The organism is Paenarthrobacter sp. NPDC090520 (genome assembly GCF_044769205.1).
Taxonomy (GTDB): Bacteria; Actinomycetota; Actinomycetes; order Actinomycetales; family Micrococcaceae; genus Arthrobacter.
Genome location: NZ_JBIVXM010000022.1, coordinates 16,229 through 37,877 on the forward strand (window position 1 = coordinate 16,229; position 21,649 = coordinate 37,877).

Genomic DNA, 21,649 nt, shown 5'->3' on the forward strand with positions numbered 1-21,649 from the left:
GCTTACTCCTCGTCCCCGGCGTCGCCGTATGCTTCGTTTTCGGTCCAGGTCCGCTTGGAACCCGTCAGGATGATGTCCCACTTGTAGCCGAGGGCCCATTCGGGGCTGGTGAGCTCGTGGTCGTACTGGGCTACGAGCCGGTCGCGGGCGTCCTGGTCAACGATCGACTGGTAGATCGGGTCCAGCGGGAAGAGCTGGTCGCCCGGGAAGTACATCTGGGTGACGATGCGCTGGGTGAACTCCGAGCCGAACATGGAGAAGTGGATGTGCGCCGGACGCCAGGCGTTCAGGTGGTTCTTCCACGGGTAGGCGCCGGGCTTGATGGTGGTGAAGGAGTAGGAGCCGTCCTCGCCGGTGATGCAACGTCCGACGCCGGTGAAGTTCGGGTCGAGCGGGGCGGGGTGCTGGTCACGCTTGTGGATGTAACGGCCGGCGGCGTTGGCCTGCCAGATTTCCACGAGCTGGCCGGCAACCGGGCGGCCGTCGCCGTCGAGCACACGGCCGGCAACGATGATGCGCTCACCCTGCGGTTCGCCGTTGTGCTGGATGGTCAGGTCCGACTCCAGTGCGTGCACGTCCTGGTGCCCGAACGCCGGCGAGTAGAGCTCAATGGTCTCCGGGTCCGCGTGGTGCAGGCTCTTGGTGGGGTGGCGCAGGATGGAGCTGCGGTAGGGCGCGTAGTCCAGGCGCGGCATGGTCTCGGGAGCCTTGCCGTTCTTCAGCGACTCCGCGTAGCGCTGCTTGATGCCGTTGATCTCGGCACTGAGGTCTGCCTGCGTTTCCACCTTCTTGGAATCGTGCGCGGCGTGTGGCTCAGCTGGCGGCACGAGTTCCTCGGATTCGAGAGCTTGTGCGGTGTTGTCTTGCGGCACAGCCGGCTCCTTTCTATGGATTCTTTGTCGGGTTCGGGCGGCTATGCCCGGTGGAGCGAGTCGTATTGGACGGCATGGCGCACAGGGGCGTTGGGCGCTCCGTAGCCGTCGTAGGTGCCGCGGCGTTCCACCATCTCGAAGAACACGCTGCCCACAGTGGCCGTGTAGAAGTGGAGGAATTCGCCGTTGGCGTCCCGGTCATACAGGAGGTTGAGCTCCTGGAGCGTGTCCAGGAAGCCGGGTTCAAGATCGAACCGGGCGTCCAGGTCCTCGTAGTAGTTGGCCGGAATCTGCAGGAACTCAAGGCCGCGCTCCCGGGCGGAGCGGGCAGTTGCCACGAGGTCGTCCACGGCGAACGCGATATGTTCCTGGTAGGTTTTGCGTGCTTTGTCGGCCTGCTGCGCCGGGGCCAGGTTCAGCACCAGCCGTACCGCGCCGTCGGTGGTCTGCATGACCTGCGAACGCACCAAACCGCTGGGGCTGGGTACTTCGGCGAACGGCTGCGGCTCGAGGGCCAATGCGCTGGTGTAGAAGAGGACGGCTTCGTCAAAGTGCTGCCACGGCTGGGCGAGGTTCACATGGTCAATCACGGCGTTTTGATGTGTCGCCGGGTGTTCCAGCCCCTCGCCGAACTCGTGCGTCCAGGCGGCCGTGCCGTCAGGGCTGCCTTGGCACAGGAAGATCTCGGTGGAGTCCGGCGCGGCGATGCCTTGGAACACTTCCTCGTCTGCCTGGACCTTCCGGGCCACCACCGGCGCCTTGAGTTGCTGGGCGCGGGCGGAGGCAATCACGGGAGAGTCGACGTCGAACCCCAACGCGGCAATAGCCGGTTCGGCGTGCGAGGCGGCTTGTTCGTTGATGATCACGCGGGCCTGGCCCATGGTCCACAACTGGACGTCCTTGGTGCGGTGCCGGCCCTCGAATTCGAAGCCGAGCTGGCCAAGGAGCTTCTCCAGTTGGGCGGTGTCGTCCGCCTTGACCTCGGCGAAGTTGAAGCCTGCCGGCTCGTTCACCTTGGGCAGCGTGGCCAGTTCCATGGGATAACGACGGCGGCCGGGACTGCCGTTGCCGGCTGCGGTTTGACTGGACGTGCCCGCCAGCCACTTGGCACTCTGTTCCTCAAGCCAGATGAGCGAGCGCATGGCATCCACGGCCGTCCGCTCCACGTCCGACTGCCGGAACACATCGTTGAACACCTCCAGGGAAACCGGGCCGGTGTAGCCCGCACGGACCACGTGGCCCATGAACTTGGCGAGCTCGAACTGACCCTCCCCGGGGAAAACCCGGTAGTGACGGCTCCAGGACAGCACATCCATGGAGAGTTTGGGAGCGTCGGCCACCTGGACGAAGAAGATCTTCTCCGCGTTGATGTCCTCGATCGGGGCAGTGTCCCAGTCGCGCGAAAGAATGTGGAACGAGTCCAGGCAGGTGCCCAGGTTGGGGTGGTCCACCATCTCCACCAGGCGGTAGGCGTGCTCGTAGTCATTGACGTACTTGCCCCACGCGAGTGCCTCGTACGCCACCTTGACGCCGTGGTCCCCCGCCAGTTCGGCGAGTTCGCGGAGCTGTTCGGCCCGCAGGTCGTCAGTGTCGATCGTTGCCGTAGCCACGTTGGAGCACACCAGGATGGTGTCCATGCCCAGGCGTTCCATCAGGTTGAACTTCGCCTCGGCCCGCTTGAGGTTGGCCTTCAGCAGGTCCGGAGTGACGCCGTCGAAATCGCGGAACGGCTGGTACAAGTCAAGGCCCAGGCCCAGGTCTGCCGCCATCTTCCGGACATCCTCCGGGCTGAGCGAGGACGTGACGAGGTCCTGCTCGAAGATTTCAATGCCGTCGAAGCCCGCGATGGCGCAGGCCTGCATCTTCTCCTTCAGCGTGCCGGAGAGGCAGACGGTTGCGATTCCGGTGCGCATCAGTGGGCCGCCTTTGCCAGTGCGGGTGCTTGCTCTTCGGAAGCGACGAGTTCAAGGAAATGTTCACGCATGCGGTCGCGGTCAGCGTCCTTTCCGGTAAAGATCTTGAAGGCGTCCGCCGCCTGCCCAACTGCCATGCGGCCGCCGTCGAGCACTTCGCAGCCTTTGGCGCGCGCTTCGCGGACCAGCTGCGTTTCGATGGGGCGGTAGACGATGTCCGCCACCCAGTGGCGGGCTTCCAGGAGCTCGATGTCCAGCGGCAGGCCCGGGTGCGCGGCCATGCCGATGGGGGTGCAGTGCACCAGGCCGTCGGCGAGGGGCATGACCTGTCCCAGTTCGGCGATGCTCCGCGGGGTGACTGTCGCGGCGGGGAAGAGTTCGCTGAGTTCGGCTGCCCGTTCCGCGGCACGCTCAGGGTCCATGTCCACGAGATCCAGCTGCCTGGCGCCTGCCTTGAGCAAGGCGTACGCGACGGCGGATCCGGCACCCCCCGCGCCCAACTGGACGACGCGATCGAGCTTGGCCTCCGGAAGCCCGTCGGCGAGCGCCGAACCGAAACCGGAGTAGTCCGTGTTGTGGCCGATGAACCGGCTGTCGTGGATCAAGACCGTATTGACGGCGCCCAGGCGACGGGCGTCGTCGGAAATTTCGTCCAGGTGCTCCAGCACCAGCTGCTTGCACGGATGCGTGATGTTGAGGCCGTTGAAGCCCATCTGCCGGGCCGCTTCGAGCAGACCCCCGACGGCGGTAGCCGGCAGTGCGAGCTCCAGCAGGTCGATGGGGCGGTACAGCAAGCGAAGGCCCTGCACATCGGCCTCGCGTTCATGCATGGGCGGAGTGAGCGAGGGCATCACGCCTTCGCCAATCAGGCCCACCAGAACGGATTCGGCTCGGTTGCTCATCCTCAAGCTCCTTTTACTTTCACGTACCGCCGGTGCGTATCAACGCGGTCCCGACCGGACGTATGACTCAGGTTACTACAGTTGTTCATATTCCGCACGCTTGTTCTTATCGCGAACATTTCGGTTGCACCTGCACCCAACTGGGTCGCAATTAAGCGCGTTTAGAGCGGTCAAAACGCGCACAAATGCGACCCAGTTGGGTCAGCGCTGCGGGAGGCGGGCCGCGAGTTCTGCCGCGGCCTCCTGCAGGGTGGGGACGTGCGCCACGAGCTCCTCCATGGTCAGGCGGAACACTGGAACAGCGACGGCGATCGACGCAAAAGCGTTGCCCTGCGAGTTGAGAATCGGCACGGCCACGGCACGCATGCCGATCTCGTTCTCCTCATCCATCACGGCATAGCCCTGGCGGCGGACCTGCCCGATTTCCTCGCGGAACTTGTCCCGGTCGGTGATGGAGTGCTCAGTCAGGGCCTCAAGGGGAAGTTCTTCGAGCAGCCGCTTGCGCTCGATCTCCGTCTCGAACGCAACGATCGCCTTGCCCACGGACGTGGTGTGCAAGGCGCCGAGGTGTCCGGGGTCGCTCGTGACCCGGAAGGACTTGGGTCCGTCCACCTTGTTCACCGTGAGGTGATGGTCGCCGTCGCGAACGGAGAGGATGGTGGCCTCATGGGTGCGTTCGGTAACCCGTTGCAGTACAGGCAGTGCAGTTGCCGCAAAACCGTGATGATTGGAAACGCGCTGGCCGAGCTGGAACACGCGGAGGCCCAGATGGTACCGGCGGCCGTCCGGCTCGTAGTCCACAAAGCCGTCCCTCGTCAGCGAGCCCAGCAGGCGATAGGTGGTACTGAACGGCAGGCTCGCACTCCTGGCAAGATCCGCAGCACTTGCCCCCTTCGGCTCGTTGCCCAGCAGTACCAAAAGGCTCAAGGCCTTGCCGACCATGTCGGTCTTTGTGTCCTCTTTCACACTCATAGGAGAAATGCTCTCACATTGTGAGAGCTATTTCTAGATGGTGATTACTTCTCTTGACAAGTGACCGCACTCACAGCCACTATTGCTGTATTACACAAGTAGCTCTCACCATGTGGTTACTTATCGGGAAGCTCAGGCCGCACCTCGCCCGGGATCCCCGCACAGCTTTATCCGCGACATCGTCGTCACAGAAGGAACACCCCCATGAGCCAAACAATGCCGTCAGCGACGCCAGGCACAGAAACAACCAAGGGAACGCCCAAGAAAGCCGCACTCGCCAGCTTCCTCGGCAGCGCCGTTGAGTACTACGACTTCTTCATCTTCGGATCGGCCGCCGCGCTGATCTTCCCGCACGTTTTCTTCCCGGATGCGGACGCCAACGCCGCCATCATGTCCTTCGCGACCTTTGGCTTCGCCTACGTCGCTCGCCCGGTGGGCGCCATCATCCTGGGCCACTTCGGTGACCGGATCGGCCGCCAGAAGGTCCTGATGTTCACGCTGGTCCTTATGGGTGCGGCAACCTTTGTGATCGGCTGCCTGCCGGACTTCAAGACCATCGGCTGGTGGGCACCCGTACTGCTGGTGCTGGCCCGCCTGGCCCAGGGTCTCTCCGCCGCCGGCGAGCAGGCCGGCGCCTCCTCCATGACGCTGGAGCACGCTCCGGACAACCGCCGTTCGTTCTTCACTTCCTGGACCCTCACCGGAACGCAGGGTGGACAGATCCTGGCAGCGCTCGTCTTCATCCCGGTCGTGGCACTTCCCGACGAGATCAAGTACGGCATCGGCTGGCGCATCCCGTTCTGGCTCAGTGCCGTGGTGGTGATGGTGGCCTACTTCATCCGCCGCACCCTGCACGAGCCGCCCGCATTTGCCGAGGCCAAGAAGAACAACCAAATCGCAAAACTGCCCATCGCCGACCTCCTGAAGCTGCACTGGCGCGACGTCCTCCGCGTGGTGTGCTGCGCCTTCATCGCCGCCGTCAGCACGGTGTTCGGAACCCTGGCCATCAAGTACGCCCAGGACGTAGCCCACGTAAACAGCACCATTACGCTGTGGCTAGTGGTTGCGGCCAACATCGTGGCACTTGGCACCCAGCCCCTGTTCGGCATGCTGGCGGACAAGATCGGCCGCAAGCCCGTGTTCGTCTACGGAGCCCTGGCCAGCGCCATCATGACACCGGTCTTCCTCCTGACCCTCGAAGGCGGCAATGTGCCGCTGATGTTCCTGGTCTCCATCGTGTTCTTCTCGTTCGGTTATGCCGCAGCCAACGCCGTCTGGCCGTCGTTCTATGGAGAAATGTTCAGCACCAAGGTCCGTTTCTCCGGCCTGGCCATCGGCACGCAGCTCGGCTTCCTCATGGCAGGCTTCGCTCCGGCAATCGTTACGGCCATGGGCGGAACCAAGGCCGGCGGATGGGTCCAGATCTCCATCTTCAGCGGCATCATCTGCGTGATCGCCGCCGTCTCCGCCCTGACGGCCCGTGAATCCGCAAAGGTCCCGACGGCCCAACTCGGCCTGCACAAGTAGTCCAGCCTGTAACGGAGGAGCGCTCCTTCCCGGCTCCTGGGAGCGCCCACCAGTGACGACACACAGAAATGCCCGGCATGTTCCCCAACATGCCGGGCATTTCAGCGTCCCGCGCAACCTGATTGCGGAGCACGCAGCGCGAGTAGGCGAAGGAATGCTGGCGGGACTACCGCGGATTCAGGGCCACCGGCTTGAACTTGCCTGCGCCGGTCCCGGAGTACAGCAGCAACGAGCCATCCCCGGCTGCCCCCACCACTGAGGGGTCGCCAGTCCCGGTAAATCCGTTGCCCAACGCCGCGATGCCGGAGAACATGTTCCATCCGGACCCGAGGTAGGAACGCGACAGGAAGCCACCGGATCCGTCGCCCGGGTAGAGCCATAACCCACCATCGTTGCTCCGGCCCAGGATGTCCTCCCGGCCATCGCCATTGAAGTCGCCGGCCTGCAGCACCAGGTTGAACATGTCCCAGCCGGAGCCGATCTGTTTCCGGGCCAGGAACCCGCCGCTGCCATTCCCGGGATAGGCCCACAACGTTCCATCCGAGGACGCCGCCACGATGTCCGGCTTTCCGTCACCGGTGAAATCGCCGGGGGCAAGCATTTGCGTGAACCACTGCCACCCCGTACCAATCTGCTTCCGGGCCAGGAACTGCCCCTTGCCGTCCGTCGGGTAAAGCCACAGGGTCCCATCGGTTGCCCGCGCCACCAGATCGGGACGGGAATCGCCGTCGAAATCGCCGGCGCTGAGCACCGTGGTGAACATGTTCCACCCCGTCCCGATCTGCTTGCGCGGCAGGAAGCCCCCCGAACCGTTTCCCGGGTAAAGCCACAGAACGCCGTCCTTGCCACGCGCCAGGACGTCAGCCACGCCGTCGCCGTCGAAATCGCCGGCCTCCCAGACCTGGCTGAAAGCGGTCCAGCCGGCACCGATGGCAAGACGGTCAGCGAAACCGCTGCCGTCGCCCGGGTACAGGGTCATGCCGCCGCCCGGCGCGGCCGCCAGGACATCCGCTGACTTGTCACCCGTCAGGTCCGGGCCGCCGATGAGGTCGCCGGCACCGTTCCAACCACTTCCGACGGCGGCACGCGGCTTGAAGCCGCCCTCACCGTCGCCGGGGTAGACATAGAGGGTCCCGTCACTGGCCCGGGCGAGGAGTCCGGCAGTGCCGCCGCCGAAGGAACCCGCCGGCGCGAGAGTGTTGAAGACATCCCAGCCTTGGCCGATCTGCGTCGCGGCCAGGAAGCCACCCGAGCCGGTGCCCGGATAGAGCCACAAGCGTCCATCGTTACCGGCGGCAAGGAGGTCGTTGCGCGAGTCGCCATCGAAATCCCCCACGGCCACAATCTGCGGGAAACCCTGCCAGCCGAAGCCCACTTGGCTCCGGGCCAGGAACCCTCCCTTGCCGTTGCCGGGGTAGAGCCACAGTCCGCCGTCGCTGGCCCGCGCGATGATGTCCGCGAAGCCATCGCCGTTGAAGTCGGCCGTGCCGAGGACCGCGTTGAAGATGCCCCAGCCCGATCCGATCTGCACTGGATCTTTCAGGCGGTTCCCGGGCTGGCCGCCGAAGAGAAGGAGCGAGCCATCAGCCTCGCGGGAGATCACGTCGGGAAGCTTGTCGCCGTCGAAATCCCCTGCCGAGAAGCGCATGCGGGTCTTGAGTTTCGGATCGGCATTGATGGTGACCGTGGCGGACGTGCTGGAGACCGTGTTGATGGTGACCTGGGTGCCGGTGTACGTCGTGAACGTGCTGCCGGCCTGCCACGCGTGGTTCTTGGCGTACCAGGGTTCGGTGAACGGGATGGTGGACGGCATGAGGATCAGCGACGATGCGATGGTCGCGCCCCCACGTTGGACGATCTTCACGCCGCGGTTGCCCTCACGGCCCGCCGCGGAGAGGTAGCTGTCGTAGCCCACCGGCTGGCGGAGCTCGAGGTAGTAGACCTCCTTGCTCACAGGGTCCGTGAACTTGATGGCCCGCTGCGCGTCGGTTCCGCCCCACGGTTTGAGGGTGTAGCTCTTGACTCCGCCGGCAACCCCCACGTCCCGGATCTCGTCTCCCCGCCCGAAGCCCGCGTAGTCCCAGAACGACGAACTCACTACGGGCTGCGCATATTGCGCCGCACCCATGATGTCCGTGGTGTCACCGTACTCGCGGATGTAGCAGGAGGGGTCCGTGAACCTGCCGCTGCTGTCCGTCCCGACGTCCGGCACACCGCTTCCGCACTGCAGGGCGTCAGCGTGCATCAGGCCGATCACGTGTCCGAACTCGTGGGTCATCACATTGCTGGAGAAGCTGCTGAGCTGCGGCATCAGCACCCGGCCGCTATAACTTCCGCTGCTGTAACCGGCACCCAGTGCGTTGCCGGACAAGGTGGAGCTCGGGATGAAGATGACCAATGCCGTGTAGGGGCTCGCCGACCATTTCAACTCGCTGGTGATGGTGGAGATGATGGTGCCGTAGCTGTCCGTGGAGCGGGCGCTCGACTGGAATCCGGCCACCCGGGAGTCCACAGTCATGGACAGCCGGCCCGCCGTCATCGCCTTCCAGTAGCCACTGGTGGCTGCCACTGCCTGCTCGGCTCCGCTCATGGACACCGTGTTGGTATTGTCGGCCAGCTTCGCGGTGACGAGCCGGATCCGGATGTCACCGTTGGGACCCGTCGCGGCCACGCCGTCGCTGAGGCGGCGTTCGACGTCGGTGGATCCTTGGGAGGGTTGCGGCGCAACAGTGGGCGGCGTCTCGAAGACGTGATCCGAGTGCGGTGTGCCCTCGACGAATCTGACGTTCGGATTATCGGGGCCGGGCAGCGGCACGGCCGTTGCCGGGGCCTGGACAAAAAACAGGCCGGTGGCACAAACCACCAAGCCCGTGGAAACCGCAATTGCACGCCGCAGCAAACCCATGGAATCTCCCAGAGACCGAGCCTTCGGTTCCCGTGAGTCCCAAGAACCGACATCAGGCTACAACCGGCCCCGCTGACTGCGGCGGACGTTCGGGCCAAGCGTCGGCGCGTCACCCCGCCGGTGGCGCGTTCCGGCGTCGGGCATTTCCCGAAACTCCGGCAGCGCCCAATGCTAACCGGACCCTAACCATGCCGAAATACCCCGGCAACAATGCCCCGCCACACTGGAATAGCCGGCAAGTGCAGGCACCAGCTCCAGCCAGGAGGACACCATGATGAAGGAAGTCAAAACTCGAATAACACGTATACGCGCGATTAGCCAACTCCACCGCGGAGACGAAATCGAGGCCCGCATGTCCGTGGGCCCGGCCTACGACGATGTTGTGATCCGTCGCGGACTCGTCCAGGAAACAGCGCCGGGAATCGGCGTTGTCTGGATCATGGACCGCGTCTCCGGGATGAGGAAAGCCATCAATACCGACGAGTGCAGCGTTTGGCGCGTCGCCTGAACCACCACCCTCCGAGTTTTGGGCACGGGCCCAACCCAGGCACCCGCTCAGCCGCCGGCCACGGACTGGATAATCAAGACCTCCTGGCCGCCAGAAACTTCCGTATCCAGCCCTTTGAGTCGCCGGACCTCGTCACCGTTCACGTAAATATTCACGAAACGGCGGAGCGCACCGGTTTCGTCACGCAAGCGCCGGGCCAGGACCGGATATTCACCGGTCACAGTGTCCAGCAACTGTCCAACGGTTACAGCCCCGTCGGCGGACGCAGTCAGATAGGACTGTCCGCCGACGAGTGGCTGCAGGACACCAGGCAGCAGGACCGTTATGTCAGCCACAACGGACCTAAGCGGGTGCCGGGGCGCCGGTAGGATCTTCGGGCGCCCCGGCTGCTTTCGCAGCTGTCTCCACGATCTCGGCCGCCTCCGCCAGTACCGTCACTTCGGCGGCTGCCAGCGGGGCTTCCACGCCCGCCGGGTCTCCAACCACGACGGCGGCCCTCACGCACAGCACGTCCGGCAGGTGTGAGGCTACTTCGGTAAAGGTCCCGCCCTCGTCGGCGCTGGCATAGACGGACCCGCCGCGGGTTCCGAAGTACACGCCGACGGGGTCTCCGGTGTCCACGGCGGCAGCATCACGCAGCACCGCGTTGTACTCGTGGTCCGGAAGTCCCGTGTGCAACTCCGTCCAGGTGTTGCCGGCGTCCTCGGTGCGGTGGACGCTCAACTTGCTGTCCGGCGGGATGCGTTCGCCGTCGGCCTTCAACGGGATCACCCACGCCGTGCCTTCGCGGCGCGGGTGGGTCAGCATCACGAATCCGAAGTCTGCGGGAAGTCCTTCGGCGATCGAGTTCCAGTTCTCCCCGTTGTCATCCGTGCGGTACACGCCGTGGTGGTTCTGGGCGTACAGGCGGCCCGCCACCGTGGCATCGGCCGCAATCTTGTGGACGCACTGGCCGAACTCCGGGTTGGGATCGGGCATGAAGTAGGCCGAGATGCCCTTGTTCCGAGGCTCCCAGGAGGTACCGCCGTCGAGCGATCTGTAGACGCCACCCGTGCTCATGGCTATGTGGACCTGCTCGCCGGAGGGGTCCACGACGATCGAGTGTGCGGCCGCGCCACCGTAACCGGCGCCCCACTCGCTGCGATGCGGGTGGTCCCACAGTCCGCGGTTCAGCTCGAAGTGCTCACCGCCGTCGGTGGACTTCCACACCGAGATCGGTTCGCAACCGGCCCAGACGACGCCGGGGCGGGATTCGGCGTCGGGGTAGATCTGCCAAATGCGTTCCAGGGCGGCATCGGTGCCTTCGGGGAACGTGATGGCACCGTTGTCAGGCTCGGTCCACGTGGCACCAAAGTCATCCGAATGTGCCACGGTGGGGCCCCAATGTTCCGAACGGACACCTACCATGATGCGTGTTTTGCCGGCCCGCGTATCAATCCCGATGCTCGGTATCTCGTTCATCAGGAAGTGGGGGCCGGAGAGGGACCAATCCTTGCGGTCAGGGCTGGTTGCCAGCCACAGACCCTTTTTGGTACCGATCGCCAAGACATAACTCTGTGCGGTACGTGGGGTTGCCATGAGTCCCATCGAACCATCGTGGGGCGGGGAGGGCAATGGGTATGCGGCTTATGTGGATAGGCCGGTGCCCCCAACATGCGCCTACCAAGGCGTCAGAAGGTCAGCTCAGCGGAGATCCTGTCCGCGTGGGCCCGGAGCTCCTCGAGATGTGTCTGGCCATATGGGTTTCCGGGGCGTTCATTCGCCCCGAAGCGCGACGACGGACCGCTGACGGTGAGTGCGCAAAGAGTCCTGCCCTTCGGACGCTTCACCGCAACCGCGAGCGCAGCTACTCCAGGTTCCACCTCGTTGATGCTCTGCCCGAAGCCCTGCTCGCGGACCCGGCGTACCTCCGCCACGAACCGCTCCATCGACGTCGTGCCCGCCGTCGTCAGGGCAGCGGGCAGGCCGTCCGGATAGAGACTGGCCAACTCGGCCTCGTCCCGAAGGGCCAGGAGCAGCTTTCCAGAGGCCGTGGCGTTGGCAGGCATCAACGTCCCCACGCGGCTTGTCACGCGCATGATGTTTCGGGACTCGACGCCGGCAACGAAGCGGATCGACGCCTTGTGCAGAACGGCCAGTTGGACGGTCTCACCGGATACATCACGCAGGCTCTCCATATGTGGCTGCGCCTTTTCGATGCAGTGCTCGATGGCCGATGCGTCGTTGGCACCCAGCATGGCTGGACCGAGTCGGTATTTTTTGCCGGTCGTGACTCTCTGCACGTAACCGGCCTCGGCCAACGTGGAGATCAGCCGGTGCGCTGTGGACATGGCACACCCGAGTTCCTTGGCTATGTCAGTAATTCCGAGCTCGGACCTGGTTTGCAGGGAGTCGAGGATTCGGAGGGCCTGTTGAACTGATTGCAGGGTGTCACTCACGGGTTCATCACCACTAAATTCCGCATAAAGGAATTCTAATCTAAGCTATTCCGTCATGCGGAGACCAAAGCTAGATTTAACCATCTGCCGCTGATCGAGCGGCAACTTCCAGCAGAGATCAGGAGCGGTTGTGGCGGGAATCGGCGTAATTGGCGGCGGCGGAATTGCAACAAGTATTGCGTCGTACGTTCTGCAGGCGGCGAGCCACCAGTTGACCTTCGTCCAGGGACGCTCCCTGGGCGCTGGGATTGCCACTACCACCTTGGCCACTGATGACGAACTTCGCGAAACCGATCTTGTGGTTGAGGCGGCCCATCCCGATGTAGTCAAGGAACACGGCGCGCGGATCCTGAGGACATCGGACCTTATGGTCCTTTCGTGCGGCGCCGTGGTGGACGACGCCGTCCGGAATGCTCTGGCTGAAACCGCAACAAAGCATGGGACTCGGCTGATCCTGCCGCACGGAGCCCTGGTGGGCGTCGAAAGCTACCTGCCCCAGCAATGGAAGTCGGCGACCATCGAATTTGTGAAGTCCCCGTCCAGCCTTGAGCCGGCACCCAAGCACACGGACAGGCGGATGGTCCTCTACGACGGACCCGTGCGGGGAATCGCCGCGCTGTACCCACGGAACGTCAACGCCATGGTGACGTACGCGCTGGCAACGGTCGGTCTGGATCATTGCCGCGCGCGGCTGGTCAGTGACCCCGACGCACCCGTGGGACGCCTGGAAACAAGCGCGGCAGGAGCCGACGGGTCGCGCCTTCACGTCGTCAAGGAGCAGCCCATGAAAGGCGTCTCCGGCACGGAAATGGCCGCTTCCGTTCTCGGAAGTCTGCAACAAGCCATGGAACAGCGGCCGGGCCTGGTTTTCGGCTGATCACTACCCCCTGCGCCCGGGCAATGACGCCTGCGCATACAAACAAACGAGGTGAACTGTGAAGGAAACGATCTCACCCGAGACTGTCTCGAACCAGAATCCGGAATCCCGTCCATCACTCAGCAAACTTGCCGTGGCGTCCTGCGCCGGCACGGCGATCGAGTACTACGACTTCCTGGCCTACGCGATCGCAGCGTCAACGGTTTTCAACGCCGTGTTCTTCCCGGCCACGGACCCGGCAATCGGCACACTGTTGTCCTTGGCCACCTTCGCCACAGGTTTTCTCGCCAGGCCTCTGGGCGGAATCATCATCGGGCACTTTGGGGACCGGCTCGGGCGCAAGAGAATGCTGCTCCTGACCCTTGTTTGCATGGGTGGCGGCACAGTTCTTATCGGCGTGCTTCCCGGCTACGCCCAAATAGGGATCTGGGCGCCCATCATCCTGGTCCTCCTGCGGCTTATCCAGGGATTCGCCGCGGGTGGCGAGTTTGCCGGGGCCGCGCTGATCGCCATCGAACATGCTCCAGCCAACAAGCGGGGGTTCTACGGAAGCTGGACCATCCTGGGCGTGTCCATCGGCGCACTGCTGGCAACCGGAGCGTTCTCCTTGCTGGGTGCGCTGCCCAAAGACGACTTTGCTGCCTGGGGCTGGCGGCTGCCCTTCCTTGCCAGCATCGTCATTGGCGCGGTCGGACTCTTGGTCCGGTTTGGCATCGACGAAACACCGGCGTTCCTCAAGAACCAAGACGCGTCCAAGCCGGCGAGGCTCCCGTTGGTGGAGGTTATCCGCAAGCAACCCAAGGCCATCCTGTTGTCCACGGGAGCGCTGGTGGGCTATTCGACGTTCGTCTACGTCGTCTTCACGTTCCTCCTCAGCTACGGCACGCAGGAACTGGCACTTCCCCGCACGTTGCTGCTCAACGCCTCGATGCTGGGTCTTCTGCTGCAGGTCGTCACCGTTCCAGCCTGGGCAGCACTCTCCGACCGGATCGGCCGGAAGCCAGTGATGCTTCTCGGCGGGGCCTTCCTGGTGGTCTTTGCCTTTGCATTGTTTCCGCTGGTCCGGACCGGCAACACAGGTGTCATCCTGGCGGCCGTAGTCGTTGCGTACAGCGGCTCCGCAGCCATCCACGCACCCATGGCGGCGTTCTTCGCCGAACTCTTCGGGACTGGCGTCCGCTACAGCGGCATCTCCCTGGGCTACCAGCTCGGCAATGTTTTGGGTGGAGGCCTGGCGCCGGTCATTGCCACAGCCCTCTTCGCAACGAGCGGGAAAAGCACGGATCCAGTCGCCATTTACCTGGCCGCGACCGCCGCGGTGAGCATTCTTTGCCTGCTGGCCCTGCCCAACACAGGCCGGAAGGGATCCCTGGACCTTGAAGCCTGATTCCCAGGCCGGCGCCGTGTCCGCAACCACCCGCCGTCGTTAGCCACGTACGGCCGTGGCAGCCCCTGCCCCGCACGGATTGGACTTCAACTAATGTTGAGGTTTTAGGGTAGGAGAGGCTCCGGATTCCCGGGCCAGCAACGAAAGCACAGGTTATGCCCCTCTCCAGCGCCCCGGCCGACACAACCCACCATCTTTTCCGCAGCGCGTTCCGCACCCACCCCGCCGGAGTGGCCGTGGTGACCGCGGCGGGCGAAGGGGGACCCGTAGGGCTCACCGCGTCCTCGGTTGCTTCGGTGTCCGCCGATCCTCCGGCACTTTCCTTCTCTTTGTCCGGCAGCAGATCGGCGGAACAGCTCATCCAGGCCGAAACGGTGGTGGTCCACATGATGGATGCCGCCCAGCTGGAACTGGTGAACATCTTCTCCCGGCCAGGGACTGAACGCTTCACCGCCGGCATGGACTGGGTCACGCTGCCCACGGGTGAGCCGTTGCTCCGGGCAGCACCGTGGGCCTTGCGTTGCCGTATCACCCACCGGGTCCCGGTGGGTACATCCATCCTGTTGGCCGCGGAGGTACTGGAGATCCACGGCGCACCAAGTACCGCTGAGCCGTTGGTCTATCATGACCGATCGTTCCACCGGCTCACAGACGCGTCCCGCATCGGCTAGGAACGCCCGACGGCGGATGGTCACCAAGGCGACCATCCGCCGTCGTTGTTTGTGCCTCAGTTGGAAACAGCGGCGGGCTGCTCCTGGAAGGCGGGCACCACGTGCTCGATGAAGAGCTCAAGGGAGCGCTTCTTTTCTTCGTGGGTGAGGCTGTTGTCGGACCAGACGCTGAACTCGGTGACGCCCAAGGATTCGTAGTGGCGGAGCCGTTCGATGATCTCGTCGGGCGTGCCGATCATGGCCGTCTTGTGGAGTGCTTCGGGCGTGAACTCGGGGCGCTCGGCGAATTTCTCCTCGGGGCTGGGCTCGAGGAATCCGTTGACGGGCGTGGTCTTGTTGCCGAACCACGCGTCGAACGTCCGGTAGAACTTATTGATGCCTTCGGCGGGGCGGCGCCAGCCTTCGGGTTCGTCGGCGGAGTGGACGTGGGTGTGCCGGAGGACCATGAGGTCCGGGCGGGGAACGTCCGGGTTCTTTTCCACGGCGGAATCGAACTTCCGGGCGAGGTCCTCCACTTCCTCGTCGCCCTTCATCAGCGGCGTCACCATGACGTTGCAGCCGTTTTCCACCGCGAACTCGTGGGAGGAGATGTCCCGCGCTGCAATCCACATGGGCGGGGTGGGCTTCTGGAGGGGTTTGGGGACACTGGTGGAGGTGGGGAATTGCCACACTTCGCCGTCGTGGGCGTAGTCGCCTTCCCACAGCTTCCGGACGGCCGGGACAAGCTCGCGGAGGTGCTTGCCGCCGTCGACTGCTGACATACCGCCCATGAGGCGGTCGAACTCAAACTGGTACGCGCCGCGGGCCAGGCCCACTTCTGCGCGGCCGTTGCTGATGACGTCCAGGAGGGCGCACTCACCGGCTACACGGAGGGGGTTCCAGAACGGCGCGATGATGGTGCCGGCGCCGAGGCGGATGCGCGAGGTCTTGGCCGCCAGGTAGGCCAGCTGCGGCATGGGGCTCGGGGAGATGGTGTATTCCATGGAGTGGTGTTCACCGATCCACACTGTGCTGAACCCGCCGGCCTCGGCAAGGAGGGCAAGCTCGGTCAGGTTTTCGAAGCATTCCTGGTGCGAGACGGACTCGTCCCAGCGTTCCATATGGACAAAAAGGGAAAAACGCATTGGTAACTCCTTTGGTTCACGGCGAGGCGTACCGCCGCTGTGGGTGGCTGCGGCTACCGGGATGATGCCGCGTTGCGCTCGGCGATGGTTTGGTTGCCGCGGGACCAGTGTTCGTGCTCGATTTCGCGGATAATGACCGTGGTGTTTTCCGGGACCGCACCCACTGCCGTTTCGGCGGCGCGGTGCAGTTCGGTGATGAGCGAGCGGAGTTGCTCGGGCGAACGGCCTTTGGCGATGGAGACTTCGATAAGTGGCATGCGGGACTCCTTTAGCTGCGCAGGACGAAGGGATCGGATACCGGACCCTCATCGGTGTTGATCCACACGCTCTTGAGGCGCGTGTACTCGTGCATGGACTCGAGTCCGTGCTCAATGCCCACGCCGGAATTCTTGAACCCCTGCCGAGGGGACATGGGAGACATGGCGCGGTAGGTGTTCACCCAGACCGTTCCTGCTTCAAGCCTGCGGGCCATGCGGTGGGCACGGGCCAGGTTTTGGGTCCAGATGCCGGCAGCGAGTCCGTACTCGGTGTCATTGGCCAGACCCACTACCTGGTCCTCGGTGTCGAAGGGCATGATCGCTGCCACAGGACCGAAGATCTCCTCCCTGACCACTTGCATCGTGTTGTCCACGTCGGTGAGAACGGTGGGCGAAAAGAAGTAGCCGGGAAGATCGATGTCCGGCCGCTTCCCGCCGGTGCGTACCGTTGCGCCCTCACGGACCCCGATGTCCACGTAGGAGCTCACCTTGTCCAGCTGGGCTCCGAACGCGAGCGGTCCAAGTTCGGTGGAGGCGAGGAGCGGGTCTCCGATGATGATCGAGGAGGCACGCTCTGCAACGCGTTCCACCAGTTCGTCGTAGACGCTGCGGTGCGCGAACACCCGGCTGCCCGCAATGCAGGTCTGTCCCGCAGCAGCGAAGATTCCCGCGATGACGCCCATGGCGGCGTTGGACACATTAGCGTCCTCGAACACGATGTTGGGGCTCTTGCCGCCCAGTTCCAAAGTGGAGCCGATGAAGCGTGACGCTGTTTCGGAGGCTATGCGCGCCCCGGTTTGAGTGGACCCGGTGAAGGAGATCTTGGCGAGCTTGCGGTGGCTCACCAAGGCAGCACCGGCTTCCTGGCCGAATCCCGTGACCACGTTGACCACGCCGTCCGGGAACCCGGCCTGGCTGGCGAGTTCGGCCACGCGGAGAATGGTCCGGGACGTGTACTCGCTGGGCTTGATCACCAGGGTGTTTCCGGCCGCCAACGCGGGGGCCAGCTTGGACGTGGTCAGGGTCAGCGGGGAGTTCCACGGGGTGATGGCGCCAACCACGCCCAGCGGCTCACGCTGCGTGTAATTCAGCATGGTCACGGAGTTCGTGGGGATCTGGCTGCCCTGCACCTTGTCCGCGAGACCTGCGTAGTAGTAGAGGTACTCCGGGAGCGAGGCCAGCTGCCCGCGCATTTCGCGCAGGAGCTTGCCGTTGTCCAGGGTTTCCAGCTGGGCGAGTTCTTCGGCGTTCTCGCCGATCAGGTCGCCCAGCTTCCGCAGGAGGTGGCCGCGCTTGGTCTGGCTCAGGTCCCGCCAGGCGGGATTCGCGAAAGCCGCACTCGCGGCAGAAACGGCACGGTCGACGTCGGCCTCGTTGCCCCGCGCTGCCTGGTACAGCACCTCGAGGGTTGCCGGATTGGTGCTGTCGAAGTAGTCACCGCTGGTGGGCGGGACCCATCCTCCGTTGATGAAGTGGTCGTAGCGACGTTCACCGGACATGTGAATGCTCCTTGATGAAAGCTGTGATGGTGGTGGCGAGTTCCTGGGGGCGTTCCACGGGCATCATGTGGCGCGTTCCTTGGATGACGGAGTACGTGCTGCAGGGAATGGCCGCAGCGAGCCTGGCGCTCATGTCCGGAGTGGAACCGGGATCCAGCTCGCCCGTCACGGCATGGGCCGGAACGGTGATGCGCGGCAATTCCGGGGCGATCTCCGCGTCAGCAGTGGCGAAGACCCGGTAGCAGGCCAGGAATGACTCGGGATCGTTCCTTTGCAGGACCGCCCGCGTTTCCTCGATGACCTGGTCCGGAACACCGGACCCCTCCGGGAACCACCGCCGGATGGAGGCTTCCACTGTTGCCGGGAAGTCCGAGGCAGCTGACGCGAGGCGGACCATGACCGCAGCGTGTTCCTCGGACGTGCGGGCACAGACCGAGGCGACGGATACCAGCGTGGACACGAGATCGGGCCTGAACCTGGCCAGGTGCTGGGCCACCAGGGCTCCCAGCGAGAAACCCACCAGGTGCGTTCCCGGCTGGAGTTGCCCTGCGATGTCCGCCGAGAGTTCCCCGAGCGTCACACCGTCAGGGGCCTTCGCCCGGCGTCCATGGCCCAGGAGTTCCAGGACCTGGACCTCATACTCCGGCTCAAGGAATTCGCGCAGTGGCGCCCACATGGATCCGTCCAGTCCCACTCCGTGGATCAGGGCTATGCGCTGGCGGCTCACGGCGGAAGGCACCTACTTCGATTCGGTGGAGAACGCTGCCAGGCGCTGCTGCGGACGTCCCTGTGCTGCGGCTGCGAGGGCGATCACGATCTCGTCGGCATGCGGGGCATCGTTGATCCGGACCTCGATGGTCTGGTGGTGCGAGCGGATGGTGGCGTCCGTGATGTGCTTGAGCGGGATGTCGAACAGCACACCTGCGGGACCACGCTTCTCGACAGCCGGCAGGAGCGTGGTGGCGTTGGCGGCGTCGCGGAAGTGGTTCCCGAAAGCCAACGTGTGGATCAGGCCCGAACCGTGCTCGATTTCGCCGTTGAGGCCCACGATCGCAGCCTTTCCGTAGGCTTCTGCCGGAGCACCAAGGGCTTCCAGGACGCGCGGTGCCAGCAGGGCGCCGATGTCCGAGGCGTTCTCATCGATACCGGGTGTGAGGTCTTCGACGAAGCCTTGGCCGGCCCACGGGTTCTTCACGATCGCCGCGACAACGGCGACGCGGGCTGCCGGGCTGACTTCCCGGCCCCCTTCGAGGAGGACGTCTTCGGTGAAGGTAACAATTTTTCGGATGCTCATGAGACAAGTTCTCCTAGTGTTTCTGCTTTGACGATCGGATCGGTGAGGCGGTCGCCGATCCTTGAGTGCGGCCGCGGGCCAGTGGACGCGGCGAGGACGACGACGATCTCGCCGGGGCGCGGAGCGTCACCGATGCGTGTGGTTGCGGTTTGGTAATGGGTGCGGGTGGCGGCGGCGTTCTTGTGCCACAACGGCACGACGAGGGAGGCGCCTGCGTCGGCCCTGTCGTCGGCGAAGCAGATGATCGATTCGCCTTCGAAGTATTCGCGGACCAGGTTCCCGAAGAACGGGGTGTGGATGAGGGCCGCTCCGTGTTCGATTTCACCGTCGGTACCCACCACGGCCGCTTTGCCGAAGGCTTCGATCGCGTCCACGCCGCCCAGGTTGGCAGCGAGGATGTCGGTGAGTTGGCGGGCCAGGACGGGAGCTACCTGGATGACCTCCGGACTGAGGTCATCAGTTGCTGTTCCCTCAAGCCACGGGTTCGCGATGACCGCGGCAACCGTGGCCCGGACAGCAGGGACTGCCGGGGCAGCGTCGTTTTCGAGCAGGATTTCTTCGCTGTAATAGACGATCTTGCGGATGCTGGGCCCGGTCATGGCTTGGTTCCGGGGTGGTCAGGCAGGCTGAAGAAGCGCATGGCTTCCTTTCGGTTTATGGGGTCAGTGCTTGTGATCGGCGTCAGGACCCGGCATGAGGGCTTCACGCGAGGAAGCGTGGACGTGGTTCCGCATGGCGGCTTCGGCACCGAAAGGGTCTTTGTGTTCAATCATTTCCAGAACCGCACGGTGTTCCCGGGTGGAGGCTTCGATGCGCCCCGGGTGCTCCACGGTCTGCAGGACCAGCCGCTGGTAAGCCAACTGGTTCATGAGCCGTTCGTAGTGCTCAACAAGTTTGCGGTTGTCCGAACCCCGGACGATGGTCCAGTGGAACTCGTGGACCAGCCGGGCGTACGCGTCAGGATCGTGGGTGAGGCCGGCCATTTCAGAGGCCTCGAGGTTCCGGCGCAGGACGTCCAGTTCCGGAACTTCGCCCCGACGGGCCAGGAGCGACGCGGCGAGGCCTTCCAACGATTCCTTGAGCTGGAAGAGCTCGATGATCTCCCTGCGCGTAGGTTCGCGGACAAAGGTGCCCACCTTGGGCCGGATCTCCACCAGGCCCTCATGCTGAAGCTGCTTGAGCGCTTCCCGGATAGGAGTGCGGCTCACGTCGAACTCCTGCGCCAGGAAGGCCTCCGGGAGGACCGCGCCCGGAGGGAATTGTCCCCCGAGGACCAGTCGCCGGATCTTGCCGAGGAGGCCGTCCTGCTCAGCGGATTCGCTCATAACTACGAGTTCGTCTTGCATACATCACAGCGTATGTTGCATGCATCAGGGCGTCAACAGTTGGGCTCCAACTTTTCCGAAATCCCAGCAATTGCAAGGAACTTGCCTGAATATCAGCAGAGTATTGACCTTTCCTTGTGAGCTGGCTTACTGTCATTGGTATGCAACAGACGTTGGAACCGCTCATCACATCAGCATGGTTGGCAGCTTGGGACAAGGGAGACCTCGACGCTCTCGACGCCCTCATGGCGGCCGGCTACATACGCACCAGCAAGGCGACAGGAGCAACCGTCGATCTTGCCGGCCTCAAGGCGGAAATCGCTGCGGTCCGGGAGGCTTTCCCCGATCTGAGCACTACCGTTGACGACGTGGTTGAAGGAGACGGCACTGTGGCCGTGTTCTGGACTTCCACCGGCACACACACCCACGAGTACCTGGGCGTTCCGCCCACTGGGCTGACCGTCCAGACCCGGGGCTCGAACATCCTGACCCTGGACAACGGGAAGATCATCCGTGAATCCGTGACCTGGGATGGCAGCGAATTGCTCGCGGGCCTGGGCATCCGCCCGCTCCGCGGCATTGCGGCACCCGTAGTGCCGGACGTTGTGGACCTGCCCGAGTTGGACCCGGACCTGATGAAGTCCTTCAACCGCCAGTTCATCACCGGCGTCACGGTAGTTACCACCAAGGAAGGCGACACTCCCAAGGGGCTGGCAGCGAACTCCTACTGCTCCGTCTCCCTCGAACCGCCGCTGGTGCTCGTCTGCGTCCAGAAGACGTCCAGCACCTACTCGGCACTCTTTTCCTCAAGCCACCTCGGCATCAACATCCTGGGTACGGACCAGCGCGAAACCGTCCGTACTTTCGCCTCCAAAGCCGCGGACAAGTTCGCAGAACTTCCCTGGCACGACGGACCCAACGGCAGCCCGCTCCTGGACGGCTCCGCTGCCTCGCTTGAGGCAGAAATCCAGGAACGTTTCCAAGCCAAGACCCACACGGTCTTCATCTGCCGGGTCCGCCATGCGGAAACCGGCGGCTCGGCACCCATGGTCTACAAAGCCGGTCGATTCTTCGACGGCGACGCCCTGGCCGAACTCTAAAGAGCCGGCGCGGCTGCCCAACCTCGGACAAAGGAAAACAGCCACGCCAGCCTGTCTGCTCGTAAGCAGTGCACCTAG

Annotated in this window: 21 protein-coding genes; 6 read left to right on the plus strand and 15 right to left on the minus strand. The window is 64.1% G+C overall.

Features of this window, described 5'->3' with window-relative positions; genetic code table 11:
* Nucleotides 1-2: 2 nt before the first annotated feature.
* From pcaH to ACIQTZ_RS20350, 4 genes are all read right to left on the minus strand, one after another.
* Nucleotides 3-872: a protocatechuate 3,4-dioxygenase subunit beta gene (pcaH, locus tag ACIQTZ_RS20335; protein WP_400332903.1), complete on the minus strand. Its 870-nt coding sequence runs from the start codon at nt 870-872 to the stop codon at nt 3-5.
* A gap of 41 nt (nt 873-913) precedes the next feature.
* Nucleotides 914-2,785: a bifunctional sugar phosphate isomerase/epimerase/4-hydroxyphenylpyruvate dioxygenase family protein gene (locus ACIQTZ_RS20340; protein WP_400332901.1), complete on the minus strand. Its 1,872-nt coding sequence runs from the start codon at nt 2,783-2,785 to the stop codon at nt 914-916.
* Nucleotides 2,785-3,687 (minus strand): shikimate dehydrogenase, encoded by a 903-nt coding sequence (locus ACIQTZ_RS20345; protein WP_402983394.1) that lies wholly within the window; start codon nt 3,685-3,687, stop codon nt 2,785-2,787. The genes ACIQTZ_RS20340 and ACIQTZ_RS20345 overlap by 1 nt, the downstream gene beginning before the upstream one ends.
* Before the next feature lie 201 nt (nt 3,688-3,888).
* The gene (locus ACIQTZ_RS20350; RefSeq protein ID WP_402947544.1) at nt 3,889-4,659 is read right to left on the minus strand and encodes an IclR family transcriptional regulator; all 771 of its coding nucleotides are present in this window, start codon (nt 4,657-4,659) and stop codon (nt 3,889-3,891) included.
* A gap of 204 nt (nt 4,660-4,863) precedes the next feature.
* Between ACIQTZ_RS20350 and ACIQTZ_RS20355 the strand changes: the two genes are divergently transcribed.
* A complete protein-coding gene (locus tag ACIQTZ_RS20355; protein ID WP_397325189.1) occupies nt 4,864-6,186 on the plus strand; it encodes an MFS transporter in 1,323 nt (440 codons plus the stop codon).
* 166 nt (nt 6,187-6,352) lie between these two features.
* Here the strand turns inward: ACIQTZ_RS20355 and ACIQTZ_RS20360 are convergent, their stop codons facing one another.
* The gene (locus ACIQTZ_RS20360; RefSeq protein WP_402983397.1) at nt 6,353-9,091 is read right to left on the minus strand and encodes an FG-GAP-like repeat-containing protein; all 2,739 of its coding nucleotides are present in this window, start codon (nt 9,089-9,091) and stop codon (nt 6,353-6,355) included.
* Between the two features lie 271 nt (nt 9,092-9,362).
* Here ACIQTZ_RS20360 and ACIQTZ_RS20365 point away from each other — a divergent pair, with 271 nt between their 5' ends.
* Nucleotides 9,363-9,599 carry a hypothetical protein gene (locus ACIQTZ_RS20365; protein WP_402983400.1) on the plus strand — a complete coding sequence of 79 codons (237 nt, stop codon included), beginning with the start codon at nt 9,363-9,365 and terminating at the stop codon, nt 9,597-9,599.
* 47 nt (nt 9,600-9,646) lie between these two features.
* Here ACIQTZ_RS20365 and ACIQTZ_RS20370 read toward each other — a convergent pair whose 3' ends face one another.
* The 3 genes from ACIQTZ_RS20370 to ACIQTZ_RS20380 form a co-directional block, all read right to left on the minus strand.
* Nucleotides 9,647-9,934: a MoaD/ThiS family protein gene (locus ACIQTZ_RS20370; RefSeq protein ID WP_397325185.1), complete on the minus strand. Its 288-nt coding sequence runs from the start codon at nt 9,932-9,934 to the stop codon at nt 9,647-9,649.
* A gap of 7 nt (nt 9,935-9,941) precedes the next feature.
* Entirely contained in the window at nt 9,942-11,186 is a 1,245-nt protein-coding gene (locus tag ACIQTZ_RS20375) for a WD40/YVTN/BNR-like repeat-containing protein (protein WP_402983403.1), read from the minus strand.
* Nucleotides 11,187-11,269: 83 nt separating this feature from the next.
* Nucleotides 11,270-12,037 (minus strand): IclR family transcriptional regulator, encoded by a 768-nt coding sequence (locus tag ACIQTZ_RS20380; protein WP_402983406.1) that lies wholly within the window; start codon nt 12,035-12,037, stop codon nt 11,270-11,272.
* 130 nt (nt 12,038-12,167) lie between these two features.
* Between ACIQTZ_RS20380 and ACIQTZ_RS20385 the strand changes: the two genes are divergently transcribed.
* The 3 genes from ACIQTZ_RS20385 (at nt 12,168) to ACIQTZ_RS20395 (ending at nt 14,972) form a co-directional block, all read left to right on the plus strand.
* Nucleotides 12,168-12,914, plus strand: a complete 747-nt coding sequence (locus ACIQTZ_RS20385; RefSeq protein WP_402947559.1) for an aspartate dehydrogenase domain-containing protein — start codon at nt 12,168-12,170, stop codon at nt 12,912-12,914.
* A gap of 58 nt (nt 12,915-12,972) precedes the next feature.
* A complete protein-coding gene (locus ACIQTZ_RS20390) occupies nt 12,973-14,301 on the plus strand; it encodes an MFS transporter (RefSeq protein ID WP_402947562.1) in 1,329 nt (442 codons plus the stop codon).
* Between the two features lie 155 nt (nt 14,302-14,456).
* Nucleotides 14,457-14,972 (plus strand): flavin reductase family protein, encoded by a 516-nt coding sequence (locus ACIQTZ_RS20395; RefSeq protein WP_402983409.1) that lies wholly within the window; start codon nt 14,457-14,459, stop codon nt 14,970-14,972.
* Nucleotides 14,973-15,028: 56 nt separating this feature from the next.
* Here the strand turns inward: ACIQTZ_RS20395 and ACIQTZ_RS20400 are convergent, their stop codons facing one another.
* The 7 genes from ACIQTZ_RS20400 to ACIQTZ_RS20430 all read right to left on the minus strand — a co-directional run bounded on the left by ACIQTZ_RS20400 (nt 15,029) and on the right by ACIQTZ_RS20430 (nt 20,492).
* On the minus strand, nt 15,029-16,096 hold the full coding sequence (locus ACIQTZ_RS20400) for an LLM class flavin-dependent oxidoreductase (RefSeq protein WP_402947567.1): 1,068 nt from the start codon (nt 16,094-16,096) through the stop codon (nt 15,029-15,031).
* A 53-nt stretch (nt 16,097-16,149) separates the two neighbouring features.
* Nucleotides 16,150-16,353, minus strand: coding sequence for a 4-oxalocrotonate tautomerase family protein (locus tag ACIQTZ_RS20405; RefSeq protein ID WP_402983412.1), 204 nt, complete (start codon nt 16,351-16,353; stop codon nt 16,150-16,152).
* Between the two features lie 11 nt (nt 16,354-16,364).
* On the minus strand, nt 16,365-17,852 hold the full coding sequence (locus tag ACIQTZ_RS20410) for an aldehyde dehydrogenase (protein WP_402983415.1): 1,488 nt from the start codon (nt 17,850-17,852) through the stop codon (nt 16,365-16,367).
* Nucleotides 17,842-18,579 carry an alpha/beta fold hydrolase gene (locus ACIQTZ_RS20415; RefSeq protein WP_402983418.1) on the minus strand — a complete coding sequence of 246 codons (738 nt, stop codon included), beginning with the start codon at nt 18,577-18,579 and terminating at the stop codon, nt 17,842-17,844. Before ACIQTZ_RS20415 ends, ACIQTZ_RS20410 begins: the two co-directional genes overlap by 11 nt.
* A gap of 12 nt (nt 18,580-18,591) precedes the next feature.
* Nucleotides 18,592-19,146: an amino acid synthesis family protein gene (locus tag ACIQTZ_RS20420; protein WP_274258137.1), complete on the minus strand. Its 555-nt coding sequence runs from the start codon at nt 19,144-19,146 to the stop codon at nt 18,592-18,594.
* A complete protein-coding gene (locus ACIQTZ_RS20425) occupies nt 19,143-19,745 on the minus strand; it encodes an amino acid synthesis family protein (RefSeq protein ID WP_402947580.1) in 603 nt (200 codons plus the stop codon). Before ACIQTZ_RS20425 ends, ACIQTZ_RS20420 begins: the two co-directional genes overlap by 4 nt.
* A gap of 63 nt (nt 19,746-19,808) precedes the next feature.
* The gene (locus ACIQTZ_RS20430; protein ID WP_400332847.1) at nt 19,809-20,492 is read right to left on the minus strand and encodes a GntR family transcriptional regulator; all 684 of its coding nucleotides are present in this window, start codon (nt 20,490-20,492) and stop codon (nt 19,809-19,811) included.
* A gap of 140 nt (nt 20,493-20,632) precedes the next feature.
* Between ACIQTZ_RS20430 and ACIQTZ_RS20435 the strand changes: the two genes are divergently transcribed.
* Entirely contained in the window at nt 20,633-21,571 is a 939-nt protein-coding gene (locus ACIQTZ_RS20435; RefSeq protein WP_402983421.1) for a flavin reductase, read from the plus strand.
* Nucleotides 21,572-21,649: the final 78 nt, after the last annotated feature.